Raw genomic sequence first — 17568 nt, forward strand, 5'->3', positions numbered from 1 at the left:
TCCTCATGAGAAGGCTTCTCGTCGCACTGGTCGCCCTCGCCGCCGTGGTGCCCATGGCGAGCCCGGCTTCGGCGGCCGCGGCGCCCTTGACGTTGCCGCCGCCGACCGGTCCGCAGCCGGTCGGCTCCACCGACCTGCACCTGGTCGACTCAGCGCGCCAGGACCCGTGGGTGCCGACAGGACCGCGCGAACTGATGGTGTCGATGTTCTACCCGGCCCTGCTGCCGCTCGGCCCGAAACGGCCTTACCTCACTTTGGCCGAGGCCAAGGCGTTCCTGACCGAATCCGGCGTCCCCGACGTCGATCCCGCGCGGCTCTCCGGGATCCGGGCCAGCGCGCGGGTCGACGCCCCGCCCCTGCCGGGAAAGCGCGCGCTGGTCGTCCTGTCGCCGGGATTCGGCAAACCGCGCACGACGCTCACCGGGCTGGCGGAAGAGCTGGCGAGCAAGGGTTTCGTGGTCGCGCTGATCGGCCACAACTACGAATCCCACGGCACGGCCTTCCCGGACGGCCGCGTCACCGAATGCGCCGCTTGCGGATCCGAGTCCACGCTGATCCCGCCGATCCGAGCCGCGGACGTCTCGTTCGTCCTCGACACGCTGACCAGGCCTACGTCGCCGTGGTCCCGGCTGATCGACCGAGCGCGGATCGGCATGGCCGGGCACTCCATCGGCGGCTACAGCACGCCCACGGCGATGGTCGCCGACCGGCGGATCCGCGCCGGCGTCGACATGGACGGCAGGCTGTGGTCACCGGTCCCCGCGTCCGGGATCGACCGGCCGTTCCTGCTGCTCGGCCGCGAAAGCGAGTACACCCCGGCCGGTCCGGACACGACCTGGGCGGGCAGCTGGCCGAACCTCACCGGCTGGAAACGCTGGATCAGTGTCGCGACAGCCGGGCACGCGTCCTTCACCGACGTCGGCCCGCTCGGCGAGCAGCTGGGCCTTGCCCCGCCCGGCACCCTCGGTGGCGCCCGCGGATTGGCGTTGACCAGGGCTTACGTCTCCGCCTTCTTCGACAAGAACCTGCGCGGCGGACGTCAGCCGTTGCTGGACGGACCGGTGGCGGGCAACCCCGAGATCAAGTTCTGGAACCGACCCCGGTGAGGCCGGCGGAAACCTGCCAGAGCCGCGCGGCCTCACCGGTGTCGATCGCGAAGGGGCGCACTCCCACCCACTCGCCCTCTTCGGCGACGATCTCGGCGACGTCGCAGTCCTCGCAGTAGAGCCCGCCCATGTCGGCCAACCGTGGTGACGTCGCCGCCCAGACCTGGGTGGCGGCGCCCTGCTCCGGCGACTTGAAATCCGGGTCGGCCTGGTCCCCGTTCTCGTCGATCCAGCCGAACTCGACCATCTCCTCCTGCCGCAGATGACGCTGCAGGGGAGTGAGGATCGCGCCCGGATGCAGACTGAACGCGCGGATCCCGTGTTCGGCGCCGATCGCGTCCAGCTGCACCGCGAACAGCACGTTCGCGGTCTTTGCCTGGCCGTAGGCGAGCCAGCGGTCGTAGCCGCCCTCGAACTGGACGTCGTCCCAGCGCATCGGGGAAGAGTGGTGACCGGCGGAGGACACCATGACGACCCGGGCACCGCCGTCCGCTGTCAGCGCCGGCCAAAGCCGGTTCACCAGGGCGAAGTGGCCGAGGTGGTTGATCGCGAAATGCGCCTCCCAGCCGGGACCGACCCGCCGTTCCGGCGCGGCCATGATCCCGGCGTTCGCGATCAGGATGTCGACGGAACGACCGGTGCCGAGGAACCGGCGGGCGAAGGTCTCGACACTCGTCAGGTCGGCTAGGTCGAGCTCGCCGACCTCGGTACCGGAGATCCCGGCGAGGGCCGCCTCCGCGTCGGCCGGACGGCGGGCGGGGACGACCACGTGCGCTCCGGCGTTCGCCAGGGCGCGCGTGGTTTCCAAGCCCAGTCCCGAATATCCGCCGGTGACGATGGCGAGCTCGCCGGAGAGGTCGATTCCGCGCAGGACCTCTTCGGCGGTGCTGCGGGCGCCGAAGCCGGAGCCGATCTTGTGCTGTGAGGTGGTCATGCGGCGAACGCTAGGAGCTAGAGGGCTCTCTAGGTCAAACGCTATCGTCGGGCACGTGACGGAACTCGCGATCGGCAAGGTCACCGACCGGACGGGCCTCAGCGTGCACGCGCTTCGCTTCTACGAGAAGGAAGGGCTGCTCGCGGGGCCGGTGAAACGGGACGCGAACGGCCACCGCGTGTACACCGAGCACGACGTCGAATGGATCCTGAACTGCACGAAGTTCCGGGCGTCCGGGATGCCGCTCGCCACGATCCGCGAGTTCGCCGAGCTCGTCCGGCAGGGGCCGGGTAACGAGGAGAAGCGGCTGGACCTGCTGCGGGAGCATCAGAACACCGTCCGCGCCCGGATCGCCGAACTGGCCGACTGCCTGGAGCTGATCAGCAGGAAGGTCGAGGTTTACGAGGAGCATGTCGCGCGGGGGACCGCTGGAGATCTCTGGCACTGATATGTCCACAATGGACAGGCGACGCCACCCGATCGGTGCAACGTTTCGCCTGGCCATCGGGCGGGGCGGCCCCTAGGCTCTCCCGCTTGTGACCTGCGAGGTGAGACGATGAGGTCCTTCGGCGCGGTGGATCCGGTCAAGATGGCGCTCGCGGGACTCACCACGATGACGCTCGGAATGGCGGCGGCGCTCAACGCCGACGCCCTGCCGGTGATCGGTGGCGGCACCACTTATTCGGCCGAATTCTCCGACGCGGGCGGGCTGCACGAGGACAACGACGTCCGGGTCGCCGGGGTCAAGGTCGGCAAAGTGTCCGAGATCGACCTCGAAGGCGATCGTGTGCACGTCTCGTTCCGGGTGAAGGACGCGTGGCTCGGCGACGCCACGAGCGCGTCCATTCAGATCAAGAACGTCCTGGGGCAGAAGTACTTGGCGCTCGATCCGCGCGGTGAAGCAGTCCTCGATCCCGGCGACCCGATTCCGCTGCGGCGAACCACCGCGCCGTACGACGTCCTTGAAGCGTTTCGGGATCTGTCGAAAACCGTCGACGCCATCGACGTCGACCAGCTCGCCAAGAGTTTCGACGCCATCTCGGCCACTTTCGCCGACACGCCCGCCGACGTCCGCGCCGCACTCGACGGGATTTCGAAGCTGTCCGGCACCATCGCCTCCCGCGATCGGCAGCTCCGGACGCTGGTGGCGAACACGCGGCAGGTCTCGCAGACCCTCGTCGACCGCGACACCGAGGCCCAGCGGCTGATCCAGGACGGCAACACGCTGCTGCGCGCGATTTCCACCCGGCAGCAGGCGATCAAGGACCTGCTCGACGGATCGAAACGGCTCGCGACCGCGCTCGACGGCATCATCGCCGACAACGACGGGCAACTAGGGCCGGTTCTCGAGCAACTCGACCGGCTGACGTCGATGCTCCAGCGCAACCAGGACTCGCTGGCCAAGGGCATCGCGGCGTTCGCTCCGGCGATCCGCGTGCTCACCAACGTCGCGGGCAACGGGCACTGGATCGACGGCTACCTGTGCGGGCTCGTCCTGCCGTCGTTCGGTCCGATCAACGAGAAGGGCTGCTTCGAGAAGTGACCCACCTCGTGAGCGGTAAGGACGGCGGGTCTCTCAGCGGCCGATGTTCCCAATGTGGCATTGGGGACGCTGAGTGTCTCCAATGTGGCATTGGGGGCATCGATCGCGAAGCGGTCGCTAGGGCTTCGTCCGTCGCAGCCAGAACAGTCCGACCACCGGCAGCACCAGCGGGATGAACAGATAGCCCTGTCCGTACACCGACCACACGGTCGCGTGCGGGAAGGCCTCGCGGTCGAAAAGACTGAACGTCCCGACGGTCAGCACGCCGAGCAGTTCGATCCCGCAGGCGACCAGCGCGATCCGCCACCATCCCGCGCCGCGGCGGGCCAGGGCGACGGTGGCCAGGAGGTAGACGACGGCCGCGAAGGCGGAGAGGGCGTAGGCCAGCGGGGCCTCGCCGAACTTGGTGCTGATCTGCACGGCGGCGCGTGACGTCGCCGCCAGTGCGAAGATCGCGTAGACGGCCACCAGGATGCGTCCCGGGCCGGAGGCTTTGTCCGTACGGGTGTCGGTAGCGGTGTCCACCGTGTTCTCCTCGGTTTCTTCAGGCACTCGCGCCCGCCCACACCTCGTGCAGCCGGAGCACCATCACCGGGATGGCGAGGCAGGCGATCCCGAGGATCGCGGTGCTCGACCGCGTGCGCTCGGCCAGCGCCCAGAACGTCCCGAGCGGGAGTACGACCAGGGAGCCGATCAGGTAGGCGAGATAGGTGGCCATGCTGCCGGGGCGGCCGCCGTCGATCAGCAGCACGACGCCGATGACGAGCTGGGCCACCAGGAGGAGTTCGACGACGGCGAGGCCGGCGAGCAGCGGGTTGTCCGGCAGTTTCCTGCGCGCGGACTGCACGAAACTCCACACCGCGACCAACGTCGCGCAAATCGCGACGGTCACCGCGAAGCCTGTGATCACGCCCGCCTCCTTACCCGCTCCACCGGCGACAACGTACCTCCGGACGGGTCGCGCCCGACGGGCGACCGGTGGGGTGCGTGGCGGAGGCCACGGTAGCGACCAGTGGTCCAGACCTTGGGTGAATAGATCACGAAGCGCGTTTGATTGGCGTTCGGCCAATTCGGCCGCGCATTATTGTGATCGGTGCCGGGACCAGGGATTACGTCGCACGTACGTTCCTGTTACACACCGACCGGGTGGTTGAAATCCCTGTTGATCTCACGCTGGGTACCCCTACCATTCGGTAGGTTTCGAATTCACGTCCCTGAACAGCCCATCCGAACCCCCGGTATGGCGGATTGGCCGTTTGCGGTCCGGCGGGTGGAATATTCCCCATCGCGATGGTGCACATGGCCCATCCGATTGGTGCGAAGGAGGGGGCGCTCGATGGACGTCCGGTACGAAGCGTATTGCTTCGCCGATCCCCTGTTCTTCGATGAGCAGCGGGAAACCGGGGACGCCGCCGACGATTTCGCCTCCCTGTTGCCCGCTCCCGAGTCGGGCTGGCGGACCGGGGTGCGCGGAGTGTGGCGCATGATGCACCCTCTTGCTCGAAACCTTCCCTTGCAGGGCTGGAAAATCCACGTGTCCGCAGGTCTGGGCAACGCTGAGCGGGTGCTCGTGAAGGTGCACGAGCATTGTCTTGAGCACAATCTGTCGTACAAGCACCTGCGCTCGCGGAGCACTCTGCTCGCCCGAAATTCCAAATATGCCCCGCGCGACGGAAGCGGCAAGTTACTGACTCTTTATCCAGCTGACAACAACGAGCTCGAGCGCGTTCTCGTCGAGTTGTCCGCGAAGCTCGACGGTGAGCCCGGTGCGTACATTCTCAGTGATCTCCGGTACGGTGCCGGGCCGCTCTACGTCCGCTACGGCGGATTCGCCGAGCAATGGGTCGAACTCGACGGAAAACGTGTCCTGGCGGTGCGCAAACCGGACGGAACGCTGGTCCCGGACAAGCGCGAGCCGTCCTTCTCCGTACCTGACTGGGTGACGATTCCGGAGTTCCTCGCGCCTCATCTCGCAGCTCGCAAGGGCGGCGGCGCGGATCGATTCCCCTATCAGGTGAAGAGTTCACTGCACTTCTCCAACGGCGGTGGGGTGTACCTCGCCGACCGGAAGGACGACGGCGAAGAGGTGGTCCTCAAGGAGGCCAGGCCGTTCGCCGGCCTCGACCGCGACGAGATCGACGCCGTCGACCGTCTCCGCTGGGAGCACGAGGTGCTGGAGCGGCTGAAGGGCATCCAGGGCATCCCCGCGACCTACGACCGGTTCACCGTTTGGGAGCACCACTTCCTCGCCATGGAGTACATGCCGGGTGTCTCCCTCGGCAGCTGGCTCGCCCGCAACTACCCGCTCACCCGGCGGGACTGCACCGAGGACGACATCGTCGCCTACACCGAACGAGCCTTGGCGCTGGTCGACCGCGTGGCGCGGATGGTCGACGAGGTGCACGACCGGAGGATCGTCTTCGGCGATCTGCACTCGATGAACATCCTGGTCGACGGCGACGACGACAAGATCGGGCTGATCGACTTCGAGATGGCCACGGACGCCGACAGCGGCAAACGGCCGGCGCTCGGCGCACCCGGGTTCCGCGCCCCGCGGGACCGGAACGGGTTCGAGATCGACGACTACGCGATCGCCGTGCTGAAGCTGTGGATCTTCCTGCCGCTCACCACGCTCCTCGAACTCGCCCCGGCGAAGCTGCGGGGGCTCGCGGACTTCGTCCAGCGGCGTTTCGACGTTCCGGAGGGCTACGCCGACTCGATCGTCGCCGAGCTCGCGCCGCGCGACCTTCCTCCGCTCAGCGCGTCGACCGAGCTCGACCAGGAAAAACCCGACTGGGCGCTCGTCCGCAAGCAGATCACCGAAGGGATCCTCGCCTCCGCGAGCCCCGAGCGCACCGACCGGCTCTTCCCCGGCGACATCGAGCAGTTCCGCGTCGGCGGAGCCTGCTTCGGGTACGGCGCGGCCGGTGTCCTCCACGCCCTGAACGCCGTCGGCGGTGAGCGGTATCCCGATCACGAACGCTGGCTGCTGGACTCGATCCGCCGCGATCCGCCGGATCGCCCGGGGTTCTACGACGGCTCGTACGGAATCGCGTACGTCCTCGAAGAGCTCGGGTACCGCGACGAGGCGACCAAGCTGCTGGCAGCGTCGGCGACGCTGGTCGAGCAGACCACCGACCACAGCCTCGAAGGCGGCCTGTCCGGCATCGGGCTCACTCAGCTGCACTTCGCGGTGGCCCGCAAGGACAACGAGTTCGGCAGGCAGGCGCTCGCCACCGCGGTCCGCCTCGCCGAGGCGCTCGAGACCGCCGCCCCGCCCGGCAAATTCGCCAGGGCAGGCCTGCTCAACGGCTGGTCCGGGCCGGCGCTGCTCTTCGTCCGGCTGTTCGAGCGCACCCGCGAAGAGGGCTGGCTGTCCTTCGCCGACCAGGCGCTGGAGAGGGACATCGAGGAGTGCGCCGAGTCCGACGACGGCTCCTTGCAGGTCCGCGACGGCGAGTCCAGGACGTTGCCCTACGTGGGTGTCGGCGGCGCGGGGATCCTCATGGTCGCCGAGGAGCTGGCGAAGTACCGCCCGGACGCGAACTCGTTGAAGAGCCTGTCCGGCCTTCGCGAAGCTTGCCGTGGCGAGTTCGTCATCCACCCCGGTCTCTTCTTCGGCCGATGCGGGCTGATGACCGCGCTCTCGATGGGTTCCGAACCGGAACAGCGCGTCCTCGACACCATCGACCTGCATCTTTCCCGGCTGGCCTGGTACGCGATGCCGTACAAGGGCGGCCTGGCGTTCCCCGGCAACCAGCTGCTCCGGCTGTCGATGGACGTCGTCACCGGCGGCGCGGGCGTGCTCCTCGCCCTCGCCGCGACCCTCGACGGGAAGGCCGTGCTGCCTTTCCTGTCCCCCAGGACCACCGGCCACTGACGGCCGGCGGAAATAAGTAACCGATGAAAGGGAACACCATGGAACTGGTTCTCGACCTGCAGGCCCTGGAAGCCCCCGAGGTTCTCGAAGGTGGCCACGGCGGCGGCGGCGGGGGCAGCAACCTGAGCCTGCTCGCTTCCTGCAACAACAGCACCATCAGCCTGCTGACCTGCCACTGATCTCCGGCACATCGCTAGCTGATCACTGAAGGTGCGGGAGCGGCACAGGCCAAGTGCGCCGCTCCCGCGCTTTTCATTTTGCCTTCCGGTTCGTCTCGATGGGATCACGGATTGAGGAGTGGAATGGCGGGGTCCGCCGATCGGCTGCTGGTCACGGTGACCGCGCTCGATCGTCCTCGCCTGATCGCGCTGATCTTCTGTGCGCTCGCCGGGACCGCGGCGGGACTGCTCCTGCCCGGCGCACTGGCCGCGGCGGTCGACGCCGTGGTGGCCGGACGCCCCAGCCTTCCCGAGGTCTCCTGGCTGATCGTCCTCGGTGTCACCGAGATCGCGGTCGGCCTGATCGGCGGGATCCTGACCGCGCGGATGACGGCCTACGCGACCGCGTGGCTGCGCCGCGAACTCACCGATCGCTATCTCGCGCTCGGCACCCGCTCGGCCTTCGCCGACGGCGACGCGATCAGCAGGCTCACCAGTGACTGCACCGGTGCCGGAATGGTCGCCTCGGTCGTCGTCCAGCTCGGGTCGACCACCCTGATCTCCGGCGGAGCCGTCGTCCTGCTCGCGCTGATGGACTGGCGGCTCGCGCTCGTCTTCCTCGCCAGCATCCCGTTCGGGCTGATGCTGGCGCGCACGCATCTGAAGAACACCGCCGACGACGTCCTGACCTATCAAGAGGTCTCCGGCGAACTGGCGGCGAGGATGATCGACGCCGTCGCCGGGCTCCGCACGATCGCCGCGTCGGGCACCGCCGACCGCGAGGCCGAACGCGTGCTGCGGCCACTGCCGAAACTGAGTCTCGCCGGCCGGGGGATGTGGCGGACACAGGCCAGGATGGTGTGGCGCTCGGGCCTGCTGCTGCCCGCGGCGGAACTCGCGGTGCTGGCCGCCGCCGGTTTCGGCGTGATGGAAGGCAGGCTGTCCGTCGGACAGGTCCTCGCGGCGCTCGGCTACGTCGCGCTCGGCATGGGCCTGATCACCCAGATTCCTTTGCTCACCACACTTTCCCGTGCGCGGTCGTGCGCGGAGCGGATCAACGCGGTACGCGAATCGCCGGTCCCCGAACCGGGTGCCCTGGGCGTCGTCCCCGGACGGGGCACGCTCGAACTGCGCGGCGTCACCGTCGAGGGCGCGCTGCGGGACGTCGACCTGCTCGTGCGGGGTGGCCGGTTCACCGCGGTCGTCGGGCGCTCCGGCGCCGGGAAGTCCGTACTGGTCAACGTCCTCGGCGGGCTGGTGACCCCGGACGAGGGGATGGCGGTGCTCGACGGCCGTCCGCTGGAGAAGCTGCGGCCCTACGAGCTCCGCGCGGTCGTCGGGTTCGCCTTCGAACGTCCCGCGCTGCTCGGCGCGACCATCGGCGACGCCGTGGGGTACGGCTCGTGGGCCGGTGAGGCCGCCGTGCGCGGTGCCTGTCAGTCCGCGCAGGTCGACGACCTGATCGTCCGGCTGCCGAACGGATACCGGACGCCGCTTTCGGAGACGCCGCTTTCCGGCGGGGAGGCGCAGAGGATCGGGCTGGCGCGCGCGATCGCGCACGCGCCGCGGGTGCTCATCCTCGACGACGCCACCGCCAGCCTCGACACGGTCACCGAGGCCGCCGTCGAGGAAGCGATCGAACGCACCCTGCCCGGCCGGACCCGGGTGGTGGTGACGCATCGCGCGGCCACCGCCTCGCGGGCGGACGCGGTGGTGTGGCTGGAAGACGGCCGGGTCCGCGCGGTCGGCACGCACGCCGAGCTGTGGCGGGACCCGGCTTACCAGGCAGTTTTCACCGAGGGCGCGCAGTGAGCGTCTGGGGTCTCTACCGTTCGGCGCTGGCCGGGCAGTGGAGAGGCGGGCTGGTCCTGCTGGCCTGCTCCGTACTGGAGAGCGCACCCGCGTTCTTGTCCGGTCGCCTGGTCGAACTCGCGGTTGACGAGGGGTTTGCCGCGGATCGGCCAGGCACCGGACTGCGTTGGCTCGCGATCTTCGGCCTGGTCGCGGTGATCGGCGCCCTCGGTTCACGGCTGGTGTGGCATCAGCTCGGCAAGGTCGTCGAGCCGCTGCGCGACGCGCTGGTGACCGCCGTCGTCCGCGGGGTCCTGCGCGATCCGGCGCCACCGCGGAACCAGCCGGACGCCAGCGGCGTCGCCCGCATCACCCAGCACGTCGAAGTGGTCCGAGACGCCACGGCCGGGCTCCTGGTGCAGGCGCGCGGGATGATCGTGACGACGGTGGCGGCGCTGGCCGGGTTGTTCACCGTCGCCGGTTCGCTCGCGCTGATCGTCGCGATCCCGGTGGTGGTCGCGGTCCTCGTGTTCGCCTGCCTGCTGCCGTCACTGGCCCGCCGTCAGCGCGCGCTCGCGCTGGCCGACGAGCGGACCGCCGAGGTCGCGGGCGCGTCGCTGTCCGGTATGCGCGACGTCGTCGCCTGCGGCGCGGAACCCCTTGCCGCGCTTGAGCTCTACGACGCCGTCGACACACAGGCGAAGGCGGCCGTGCGGGTGGCGCGGTCCGGGGCGGCCCGGTCGGTGGTGATCGCGATCGGCGCGTTCGTGCCGCTGCTGCTGGCGTTGCTGGTGGCGCCGGGCATGGTCAAGGACGGCTCGCTCACGGCCGGGGCCGCGCTCGGCGCGCTCGTCTACCTGGCGACGACGATGCAGCCGGCGCTGCAGGGCCTTGCCGCGACCGCGAGCACCGTGGTGCTGCGGCTGATCGTCGCGCTGCGGCGGCTGGCGGAGACCGCGGAGGCCGAGCCGGAGGCCGACGGCACGGCCGAACCGGACGGGACCGCGATCTACGTGCGCGACCTGACCTTCAGCTGGGGCGCGGCGGCGGAGCCGGTGGTGCGGGGTCTCGACCTGCATCTGCGGCCCGGCGAGCGGCTCGCGGTGGTGGGACCGAGCGGAATCGGCAAGTCGACACTGGCCGGGCTTTTGACCGGGATGCTCGAACCGCAGGCGGGCCGGGTGCTGCTCGGCGGGGTCCCGGTCCGGGAGATCCCGGCGGCGCTGCGGCACCGGATGGTCGCGCTGATCCCGCAGGAGGCCTACGTCTTCGCGGGATCCGTGCGGGACAACGTCGGCCTGTTCGCGCAGGCCGCGATGGACGGCGAACTGCGGGCGGCGGTGGCGGCCGTCGGCGCGGAACCGCTGGTGAAGCGGCTGGGCGGGCTCGACGGCGAGATCGGGCACGGGACGCTGTCCGCCGGTGAGGCGCAGCTGATCGCGCTCGCGCGGGTGTACGCGAGCGACGCGGGCATCGTCGTCCTCGACGAGGCGACGTCGCACCTCGACCCGCCCGCCGAAGCCCGCGCGGAACGGGCGTTCGCCGAGCGGGGCGGGGTGCTGGTGGTGATCGCGCACCGGCTGACGTCGGCGCTGCGCGCGGACCGGGTCCTGGTGATGGACGGCAAGGAAACCGCCCTCGGCACCCATCTCGAACTCATGGACCGGTCCACGCGCTACGCCCAGCTCATGCACGCGTGGTCGCCGCGGTTACCCCAGCCCAGTGCGCAGTTCTTCCAGCGCGCTCCTGAGTAGGCCGTCGACGGCGACCGGGCGCCGGGACTCGCGATCGACGAAGACGTGCACGAAGTGGCCCTCCGCGATCACCGTCTCCTTCGAGTACATCCCGACCTCGTAGCGGACACTCGACCGGCCGAGATGCCCCACCCGCAGGCCGACCTCGAGTTCTCCCGGGAACGACACCGAAGCGTGGTACTTGCACTGCGATTCCACGCACAGCCCGATGACCCCGCCGGTTTCGATGTCGAGCCCGCCGCGTTCGATCAGCCACGTGTTGATCACGGTGTCCATCACCGAATAATGGACGACGTTGTTGACGTGCCCGTAGACGTCGTTGTCCTTCCACCGCAACGGAACCGTCTGCCAGTGCGGGTACTCGGCGTTCACCACAGCGTCACCGAATCCCGCAGGATCCCGGCGAGGTCCTCTTCGGACGCCTCGCGCGGCGCCGTCGCCAGCAGTCGTTGTTGTTTCACCGTGCCGGAAACCAGGGAGTCCACATCGGACTCGGTGTAGCCGACGTCGCCGATCCCGTTGGGGATCCCGATCTCTTGCATGATCTGCCGCAGCACGGCGGGCAGGTGATCCTGCAGATCGCCCGGCCATTCGTAGTCCGGCGCGAGCAGCCGGGCCACCCGCAGGTGCCGGTCCGGCGCGGCGTCGAAGGTGAAGCGGAACGCCGCGGGTGCGGTCAAAGACACCGCCATCCCGTGCGGCACCATCGGTTCGTCACCCGGATAGCCGCCGGGATGGAATTCCCGGACCTGCCCGGCGATCGGATACGCGTTGGCGTGCGGGATGTGCACGCCCGCGTTGCCGAACCCGAGTCCGGCGAAGGTCGCCGCGAGTGCCATCGCCTCGCGCGCCTTCATGTCCGAGCCCTCCCGCACGGCCGCGGGCAGCGCCCACGACAGCAGCCGCAACGACTGCTCGGCGAACATGTCGGCCAGTGGATTCGCGCCACAGTAAGGAACCCGGTCCTCCGGGCGTTTGCGGTCGAACTCGGTGTACGGCTTGGCCGTGTAGCTTTCCGCGGCGTGGCAAAGGATGTCCATCCCGCTCGCGGCGGTGACCTCCGGCGGCTGGGAAACCGTCAACCTCGGGTCGACGACGGCGAGACTCGGCCGCAGCCGGAGATGGCTGATGCCGCTCTTCACCCGCAGTGACAACACGTCCAGCACGCAGACGGTGGTGCTCTCCGAACCGGTCCCGGTGGTGGTCGGCACCGCGACCAGCGGTTTCAGCGGCGCGCTCGGCGCACGGCCGCCGCCGACCGGCGCGTTGACGTAGTCCAGCAGGTCACCGTCGTTGCTGGTCAACAGGTTCACCGCCTTCGCGGTGTCGATGGCCGATCCGCCGCCGACGGCGACGAAGGCGTCCCACTGGCCCTGTCCTCTGGCGAAGTCGACGGCCTTCCGCATGCTGACGTCGGTCGGCTCGACGTGCACGCCGTCGAAGACGACCGCTTCGATGCCGTAGGTCTCGATGCCTTCGGCGATCCGTTGTGGCCAGCCCGTCGCGGCGACACCCGCGTCGGTCAGTACGAGCACCCGCCGGGCGCCGTACTGGGTGAGGTCGTAGCCGATCTCATCGCTCGACCCGGCACCGTATTTCAAGGCCGGTGCGCCGTAAGTGAAAACTGTTTCACGTCCAGCGGTGGCTGAGGTCACGTTTTCGTGCTCCCTTGCTCGAACACGCTCCGATATCGGACATTCTGCCGCCCCGGGGTTGCCGGAATCGAAAGATCGCTTGACGGCACCGATCACCGCCCGCCTAAGCTCGTACTCATTAGATACCAACCGGGAGCGTCCGTCGCCCAGACGGCCGTGCGGATCCTGACCGAGGCGCAGATCCACCGCGTGTACGCGGTGGCCGGTGAGTCCTTCCTGGATCTGCTCGACGCGCTGCAACGCGAGCGGTCGATCACCTTCGTTTCGGCGAGGCACGATTCCGGCGCGGCCTTCATGGCCGAGGCCGAAGGCAAGCTCACCGAGCACCCGGCCGTCCTGCTCGCCGGCCGCGGCCCGAGCGCGGCGAACCTCGCGATCGGCGTCTCCACGGCGTACCAGGACGAGAGCCCGATGGTCGTCCTGCTGGAGAACCCGCCGTCCAGCCCCGGCCCGACCAGCGAACTGCCCACCGCGGACCTGACGGCGATGTTCGAGCCCCTCGTCAAGTGGCTTGGCCGCGCGGAGTCCCCGGACGAGGTCCCCGGCCTGCTGGTCGAGGCGCTGACCCGCTGCCGCGAAGGGCGGCCCGGGCCCACCGTCGTCGCCGTCCCCGCCGACTTCTGGGGCGTCCCCTTCGACTCGGCCAAGCCGGTCGCCGCCGTGAAGCCGCCCGCCACCGGCGCGCTCGGCCGGACCGCCGAGGCGGTCGCGCAGCTGGTCGACGAGGCCCGGTACCCGGTGGTCATCGTCGGTGGCCGGGCCCGAGCAGGGCGGGAAGAGCTGATCGCCGTCGCCGACGAACTCGCGCTCCCGGTGTACAACGCGTTCCGCCGCCAGGACGCCTTCCCGGAGAACCACGCGCGCTACGCCGGCCACCTCGGCATCGGCATCCCCGCGCGGCAGCTCGACGCGCTGGAGCGTGCCGACCTCGTGCTCGCGCTCGGCACGCAGCTCGACGAGGTCACCACTCAGTCCTTCCGCTACCCGACGCCGTCGCAGACGCTGGTACTGGTCGGCACCGGGATCGAGCCCGCCCGGCGCGGCGGCCTGACCTTCCGGGTCGACTCCGAGGTCGAGCCGTTCCTGCGGGAACTGCGCACCGTCGCCTCGCCGCGGACACGCCGCGCGTCGGCCGCGAACGCCGCCGTGCACACCTTCATGACGCCGCCCGACACCAGCGGCGCCACCCGCGTCCATCCCGCCGACGTCATCCGCGCGGTGCGCAAACTCGCGCCCGAAGACGCGATCGTGACCAGCGACGCGGGCAACTTCGCCCAGTTCATGCACCGCTACTGGTGCTTCACCGCGCCGCGCAGCCAGCTCGGCCCGAGCAACGCTGCCATGGGCTACGCGGTCCCCGCGGCGGTCGCGGCGAAACTCGCCGAGCCACGCCGGACGGTGATCGCGATGGCGGGCGACGGCGGCGCGCTGATGACCGGGCAGGAGATCGAGACGGCCGTCCGTTACCGGGTGCCGGTGACCGTCCTGGTGTTCCAGAACGGCCTGCACGGCCCGCTCGCCGTGCACCAGGCGCGCAAGCACGGACGGCTCTCGGGGGTTACAGTTCCCATCACCGACTTCGCGTCGTGGGCACGAGGACTCGGCGCCGCCGGGTACACCGTGGACGACCGCGAGGAACTGGAACCGATCATCGCGAGCGCGCTGGTGCGGCAACGGCCGTGTGTGATCGACATCAGGACGGATCCGGACGTGGTGACCCCGGACATCCGGCTGACGAGCCTGCTGGGCGCCGCGAGGCCGCAGCAGGGCGGCCAGTAGGGCGATTACCGGGCGGTACTTTTTCTCAGGGGATACACAGAAACCCTTGTGGTGCCGCCTTCACCTGCTCCAAAGGGTGGGAATCTGGTGACGACTCGGCCGAGTTTCGGTCGCGGAGGCCGGATTTTGTCGGTCGGTCGTGGCACAATCGCCGCAACACCGAGAGTCCGATATGGACCGGAGCGGCCATCGGGCCCGCGACCGTTCGCCGGTGAGTTGTTGGCACGCAGTGTCTTGCGCAGTACTACGAGCGTTGTGTTGACACAGGGGAGAAAACATGGCTGACGAGACGAAGCCACAGGACAAGTCCGTTTCCGGCGTGGTGCCGGTGCAGTTCAGCGCGGACGCGGAGACCCACGATGTGGCCGTCATGGCCACGAACCGGGAGGTGTTGCGCCGTTCGCCGTTCGGCGCCGACGTACCACTGCGCGCGGCGAGCGGCGAATAGCCCCCCTGAAAAGGGCATCGTGCGGCCGCGCACACCCGGGTGATCACGCTTGTCGGCCTGCGTGAGGTGTGCTTTACTGCTCCAGGTCTCGATTTTTGTGTTCGTGTTGGTTCACGCTCGCAGAACTCAGCGGGCGTAGTGTCTCCTCGTGTTTCCGGGGAAGCAAACCGTCTGGTCATGACCCGGGCTGCCGACGTGGCTTCCTGTTTGTTTGTGTTGCATATGGAGATTTTATGACTCAGGGCACTGTGAAGTGGTTCAACTCCGAGAAGGGGTTCGGCTTCATCACTCCCGACAACGGCGGCGGCGACGTCTTCGTGCACTACAGCGAGATCAAGGGCAACGGCTTCCGTACCCTCGAGGAGAACGCCCGCGTGGAGTTCGAAATCGGGCAGGGCGCGAAGGGTCCGCAGGCCACCTCGGTCAACGTGATCTGATCCAGGTTTTCCAAGCTGGGCCGTCATCCCCTCGGGGAGGCGGCCCTGCTGCTTTTCAGGGGTATTACAGCCAGGGGTCGTTCGTTTCAGCCGGGGCCGACGAGTCCGGTCTCGTAGGCCAGCACGATCGCCTGCGCCCGGTCACGGAGCGAGAGCTTCGCGAGGATCCGGCCCACGTATGTCTTAACGGTCTGCGCCGAAAGCACCAAGTCCGCCGCGATCTCCGGATTGGACCGTCCTTTCGCGATCAGCCGCAGCACCTCGCGTTCGCGTTCGGTGAGCACGTCGAACCGCGACGGCGAAGGCCTCGGAACAGGCGCGCTGGCGACGAAACTCGCGATCAACCGCTTCGTGACGGCGGGGGAGAGCAGCGCGTCCCCGGCGGCGACCACGTCGATGGCGTTCACCAGTTCGGCCGACGGCGCGTCCTTCAACAGGAACCCGCTCGCGCCCGCCCGTAGCGCTTCGTAGACGTACTCGTCCAAATGGAAAGTGGTCAAGACGATCACCTTCGGCTTCTCGCCGTCGCCTTCGAGCAGTCGCCGCGTCGCCTCGAGACCGTCCATCACCGGCATCCGGATGTCCATCAGGACGACGTCCGGTGGCCTGGTCAGGGCGGAGATGCCCGCCAGTGCGGCCAGTCCGTCACCTGCTTGGCCCACGACGTCGAGCCCGGGCTGCGCGTCCAGCAGGCTCGCGAAGCTTTCCCGCACCATGGCCTGGTCGTCGACGATGAACAGCGTCGTCACGCTACCCCCGTGAGTTCCAGTGTGACGGCCACCCGGAACCCGCCGCCGGGCCTCGGGCCGGTCTCGCAAGTGCCCCCGATCAGCGTAACGCGTTCGGCTATCCCGGCCAGGCCCGTGCCGTCGTCGGCCGAGGGCGCCGGAACCCGCGTGGCGGGCCCGTTCTCGACGAGGATCACGAGCACGTCCCGCTCCCGCCGGACGTCGACGTCCACAATGGACCCAGGGCTGTGCCGGGCCGCGTTGCTCAGCGCCTCCTGCAAGATCCGGTACGCGGCAAGGGCGATCATGGCCGGGACGCCGTCGCCGCCGGTGATCCGGGAGCGGACGTCGATCCCGGAAGCCCGGCAGCCGTCGAGCAGTCCGGGGACCTCGGCGAGCCCCGGCTGCGGTTCGTGTTCCGGTTCGGTGTCGTCGTCCCGCAGCACGCCGACCAGCCGCCGGGCCTCGTCCAGCGCCTCGCGGGCCGCGACGCCGAGCGCGCGGAACTCCTCCGCGGTGGCCTCGTTCACGTCCGGGAGGCGGTAGCGCGCGCTGTCGGTGCGCAGGGCGATCAGCGACAGGTGGTGGCCGATGATGTCGTGCAGTTCCCTGGCGATCAGCGCGCGTTCCTGCAGCGCCGTGCGTTTCGTCCGCTCCTCGACCGCCGTCCGCTCGGCCGTGTCGGCCTGCGTCAGCGCCCGCCGCCGCTGCTGCATGCCGTACCCGGCGACGATGGTCACGGTCACCACGATCAGCGACGACACCAGTGTTTTCGTCCCCCCGCGCGGGAGCTGGGCGAGGCCGATCGCGGTGGTGAGCACCACCGCGATGATCGAGATCCCCGTGCCCTGCCCGGGTTTCGTCCTGGCGAGGGTCAGCGCCAGCACCGGGAGGTACGGGAGGACGTGGGTCTGCAGCGGCCAGTCGGACAGCGTCGTGCCGAACGGCGGATGGCGCGTGGGGAAGAGGGTGGCGATGGTGGCGGCCGCCATGCCCACCGCCGCCACCCGGACGGCGGTCAGCGGGAACCGCACGACCAGCAGCGGTGGCACGAGCTGCAGGAGCAGCAGGAAGAAGACCAGCGGCAAGCTCTCCGAGCCGAGGTAGCGCGCCCAGGAGCCGTAGGTCAGGACCATCAGCACGGTGAGTGCCGAGGCGGTGAGGACGCCCTTGATCCAGGCCGGCCCGCGCCACCAGGCCGAAGGCGGTTCGAGATCGGCGTCGCGCCCGGTGAAGAGCGCCCACCCCAGCGAGTCCATGAGTCGACGCTAGCGAGGCCACGACCAGCGCACATCCCGCCCTGGGGGACAGCCGGAGTCCGCCACGGGGTGACCAAAACGGCCGCATCGGCACAG

Annotated in this window: 17 protein-coding genes; 10 read left to right on the top strand and 7 right to left on the bottom strand. The window is 69.3% G+C overall.

Going from position 1 to position 17568, the window contains the following annotated elements; all coding sequences use genetic code 11:
* Positions 1–5 precede the first annotated feature (5 nt).
* A complete protein-coding gene (locus BKN51_RS36460; RefSeq protein WP_101611914.1) occupies positions 6–1106 on the top strand; it encodes an alpha/beta hydrolase family protein in 1101 nt (366 codons plus the stop codon).
* Here the strand turns inward: BKN51_RS36460 and BKN51_RS36465 are convergent.
* A complete protein-coding gene (locus tag BKN51_RS36465) occupies positions 1081–2040 on the bottom strand; it encodes an SDR family NAD(P)-dependent oxidoreductase (protein WP_101611915.1) in 960 nt (319 codons plus the stop codon). The two genes, BKN51_RS36460 and BKN51_RS36465, sit on opposite strands and share 26 nt — an antisense overlap.
* Before the next feature lie 55 nt (positions 2041–2095).
* Here BKN51_RS36465 and BKN51_RS36470 point away from each other — a divergent pair, with 55 nt between their 5' ends.
* Both BKN51_RS36470 and BKN51_RS36475 read left to right on the top strand, forming a co-directional pair.
* Entirely contained in the window at positions 2096–2488 is a 393-nt protein-coding gene (locus BKN51_RS36470) for a MerR family transcriptional regulator (protein WP_101611916.1), read from the top strand.
* 108 nt (positions 2489–2596) lie between these two features.
* A complete protein-coding gene (locus BKN51_RS36475) occupies positions 2597–3583 on the top strand; it encodes an MCE family protein (RefSeq protein WP_101611917.1) in 987 nt (328 codons plus the stop codon).
* Positions 3584–3700: 117 nt separating this feature from the next.
* On the opposite strand, the gene BKN51_RS36480 is transcribed toward BKN51_RS36475, so the two are convergent.
* Positions 3701–4108, bottom strand: a complete 408-nt coding sequence (locus BKN51_RS36480; RefSeq protein WP_442857692.1) for a hypothetical protein — start codon at positions 4106–4108, stop codon at positions 3701–3703.
* A 19-nt stretch (positions 4109–4127) separates the two neighbouring features.
* On the bottom strand, positions 4128–4493 hold the full coding sequence (locus tag BKN51_RS36485; protein ID WP_101611918.1) for a hypothetical protein: 366 nt from the start codon (positions 4491–4493) through the stop codon (positions 4128–4130).
* A 426-nt stretch (positions 4494–4919) separates the two neighbouring features.
* Between BKN51_RS36485 and lanKC the strand changes: the two genes are divergently transcribed.
* The 4 genes from lanKC to BKN51_RS36505 all read left to right on the top strand — a co-directional run bounded on the left by lanKC (position 4920) and on the right by BKN51_RS36505 (position 11166).
* Entirely contained in the window at positions 4920–7463 is a 2544-nt protein-coding gene (gene lanKC, locus BKN51_RS36490; protein WP_101611919.1) for a class III lanthionine synthetase LanKC, read from the top strand.
* A 38-nt stretch (positions 7464–7501) separates the two neighbouring features.
* Positions 7502–7642, top strand: a complete 141-nt coding sequence (locus BKN51_RS36495; RefSeq protein ID WP_101613675.1) for a SapB/AmfS family lanthipeptide — start codon at positions 7502–7504, stop codon at positions 7640–7642.
* A 123-nt stretch (positions 7643–7765) separates the two neighbouring features.
* Complete coding sequence (locus BKN51_RS36500; protein ID WP_101611920.1) at positions 7766–9433, top strand: ABC transporter ATP-binding protein; 1668 nt, start codon at positions 7766–7768, stop codon at positions 9431–9433.
* A complete protein-coding gene (locus BKN51_RS36505; protein WP_101611921.1) occupies positions 9430–11166 on the top strand; it encodes an ABC transporter ATP-binding protein in 1737 nt (578 codons plus the stop codon). Before BKN51_RS36500 ends, BKN51_RS36505 begins: the two co-directional genes overlap by 4 nt.
* Here BKN51_RS36505 and BKN51_RS36510 read toward each other — a convergent pair.
* Together BKN51_RS36510 and BKN51_RS36515 are read right to left on the bottom strand one after the other, a co-directional pair.
* Positions 11122–11541, bottom strand: a complete 420-nt coding sequence (locus BKN51_RS36510) for an acyl-CoA thioesterase (RefSeq protein WP_168214469.1) — start codon at positions 11539–11541, stop codon at positions 11122–11124. The two genes, BKN51_RS36505 and BKN51_RS36510, sit on opposite strands and share 45 nt — an antisense overlap.
* Complete coding sequence (locus BKN51_RS36515) at positions 11535–12821, bottom strand: hydroxyacid-oxoacid transhydrogenase (protein ID WP_174720500.1); 1287 nt, start codon at positions 12819–12821, stop codon at positions 11535–11537. The genes BKN51_RS36510 and BKN51_RS36515 overlap by 7 nt, the downstream gene beginning before the upstream one ends.
* A gap of 117 nt (positions 12822–12938) precedes the next feature.
* Between BKN51_RS36515 and BKN51_RS36520 the strand changes: the two genes are divergently transcribed.
* The 3 genes from BKN51_RS36520 (at position 12939) to BKN51_RS36525 (ending at position 15485) form a co-directional block, all read left to right on the top strand.
* On the top strand, positions 12939–14600 hold the full coding sequence (locus BKN51_RS36520) for a thiamine pyrophosphate-binding protein (protein WP_255414876.1): 1662 nt from the start codon (positions 12939–12941) through the stop codon (positions 14598–14600).
* A gap of 277 nt (positions 14601–14877) precedes the next feature.
* Complete coding sequence (locus BKN51_RS43685) at positions 14878–15048, top strand: hypothetical protein (RefSeq protein ID WP_168214470.1); 171 nt, start codon at positions 14878–14880, stop codon at positions 15046–15048.
* A gap of 233 nt (positions 15049–15281) precedes the next feature.
* Positions 15282–15485 carry a cold-shock protein gene (locus tag BKN51_RS36525; protein ID WP_037319152.1) on the top strand — a complete coding sequence of 68 codons (204 nt, stop codon included), beginning with the start codon at positions 15282–15284 and terminating at the stop codon, positions 15483–15485.
* 86 nt (positions 15486–15571) lie between these two features.
* Here BKN51_RS36525 and BKN51_RS36530 read toward each other — a convergent pair whose 3' ends face one another.
* Together BKN51_RS36530 and BKN51_RS36535 are read right to left on the bottom strand one after the other, a co-directional pair.
* Positions 15572–16234 (bottom strand): response regulator, encoded by a 663-nt coding sequence (locus tag BKN51_RS36530; RefSeq protein ID WP_101611924.1) that lies wholly within the window; start codon positions 16232–16234, stop codon positions 15572–15574.
* Entirely contained in the window at positions 16231–17472 is a 1242-nt protein-coding gene (locus BKN51_RS36535) for a sensor histidine kinase (RefSeq protein WP_101611925.1), read from the bottom strand. The genes BKN51_RS36530 and BKN51_RS36535 overlap by 4 nt, the downstream gene beginning before the upstream one ends.
* Positions 17473–17568 lie beyond the last annotated feature (96 nt).

Source organism: Amycolatopsis sp. BJA-103, from assembly GCF_002849735.1.
Classification (GTDB): Bacteria; Actinomycetota; Actinomycetes; order Mycobacteriales; family Pseudonocardiaceae; genus Amycolatopsis.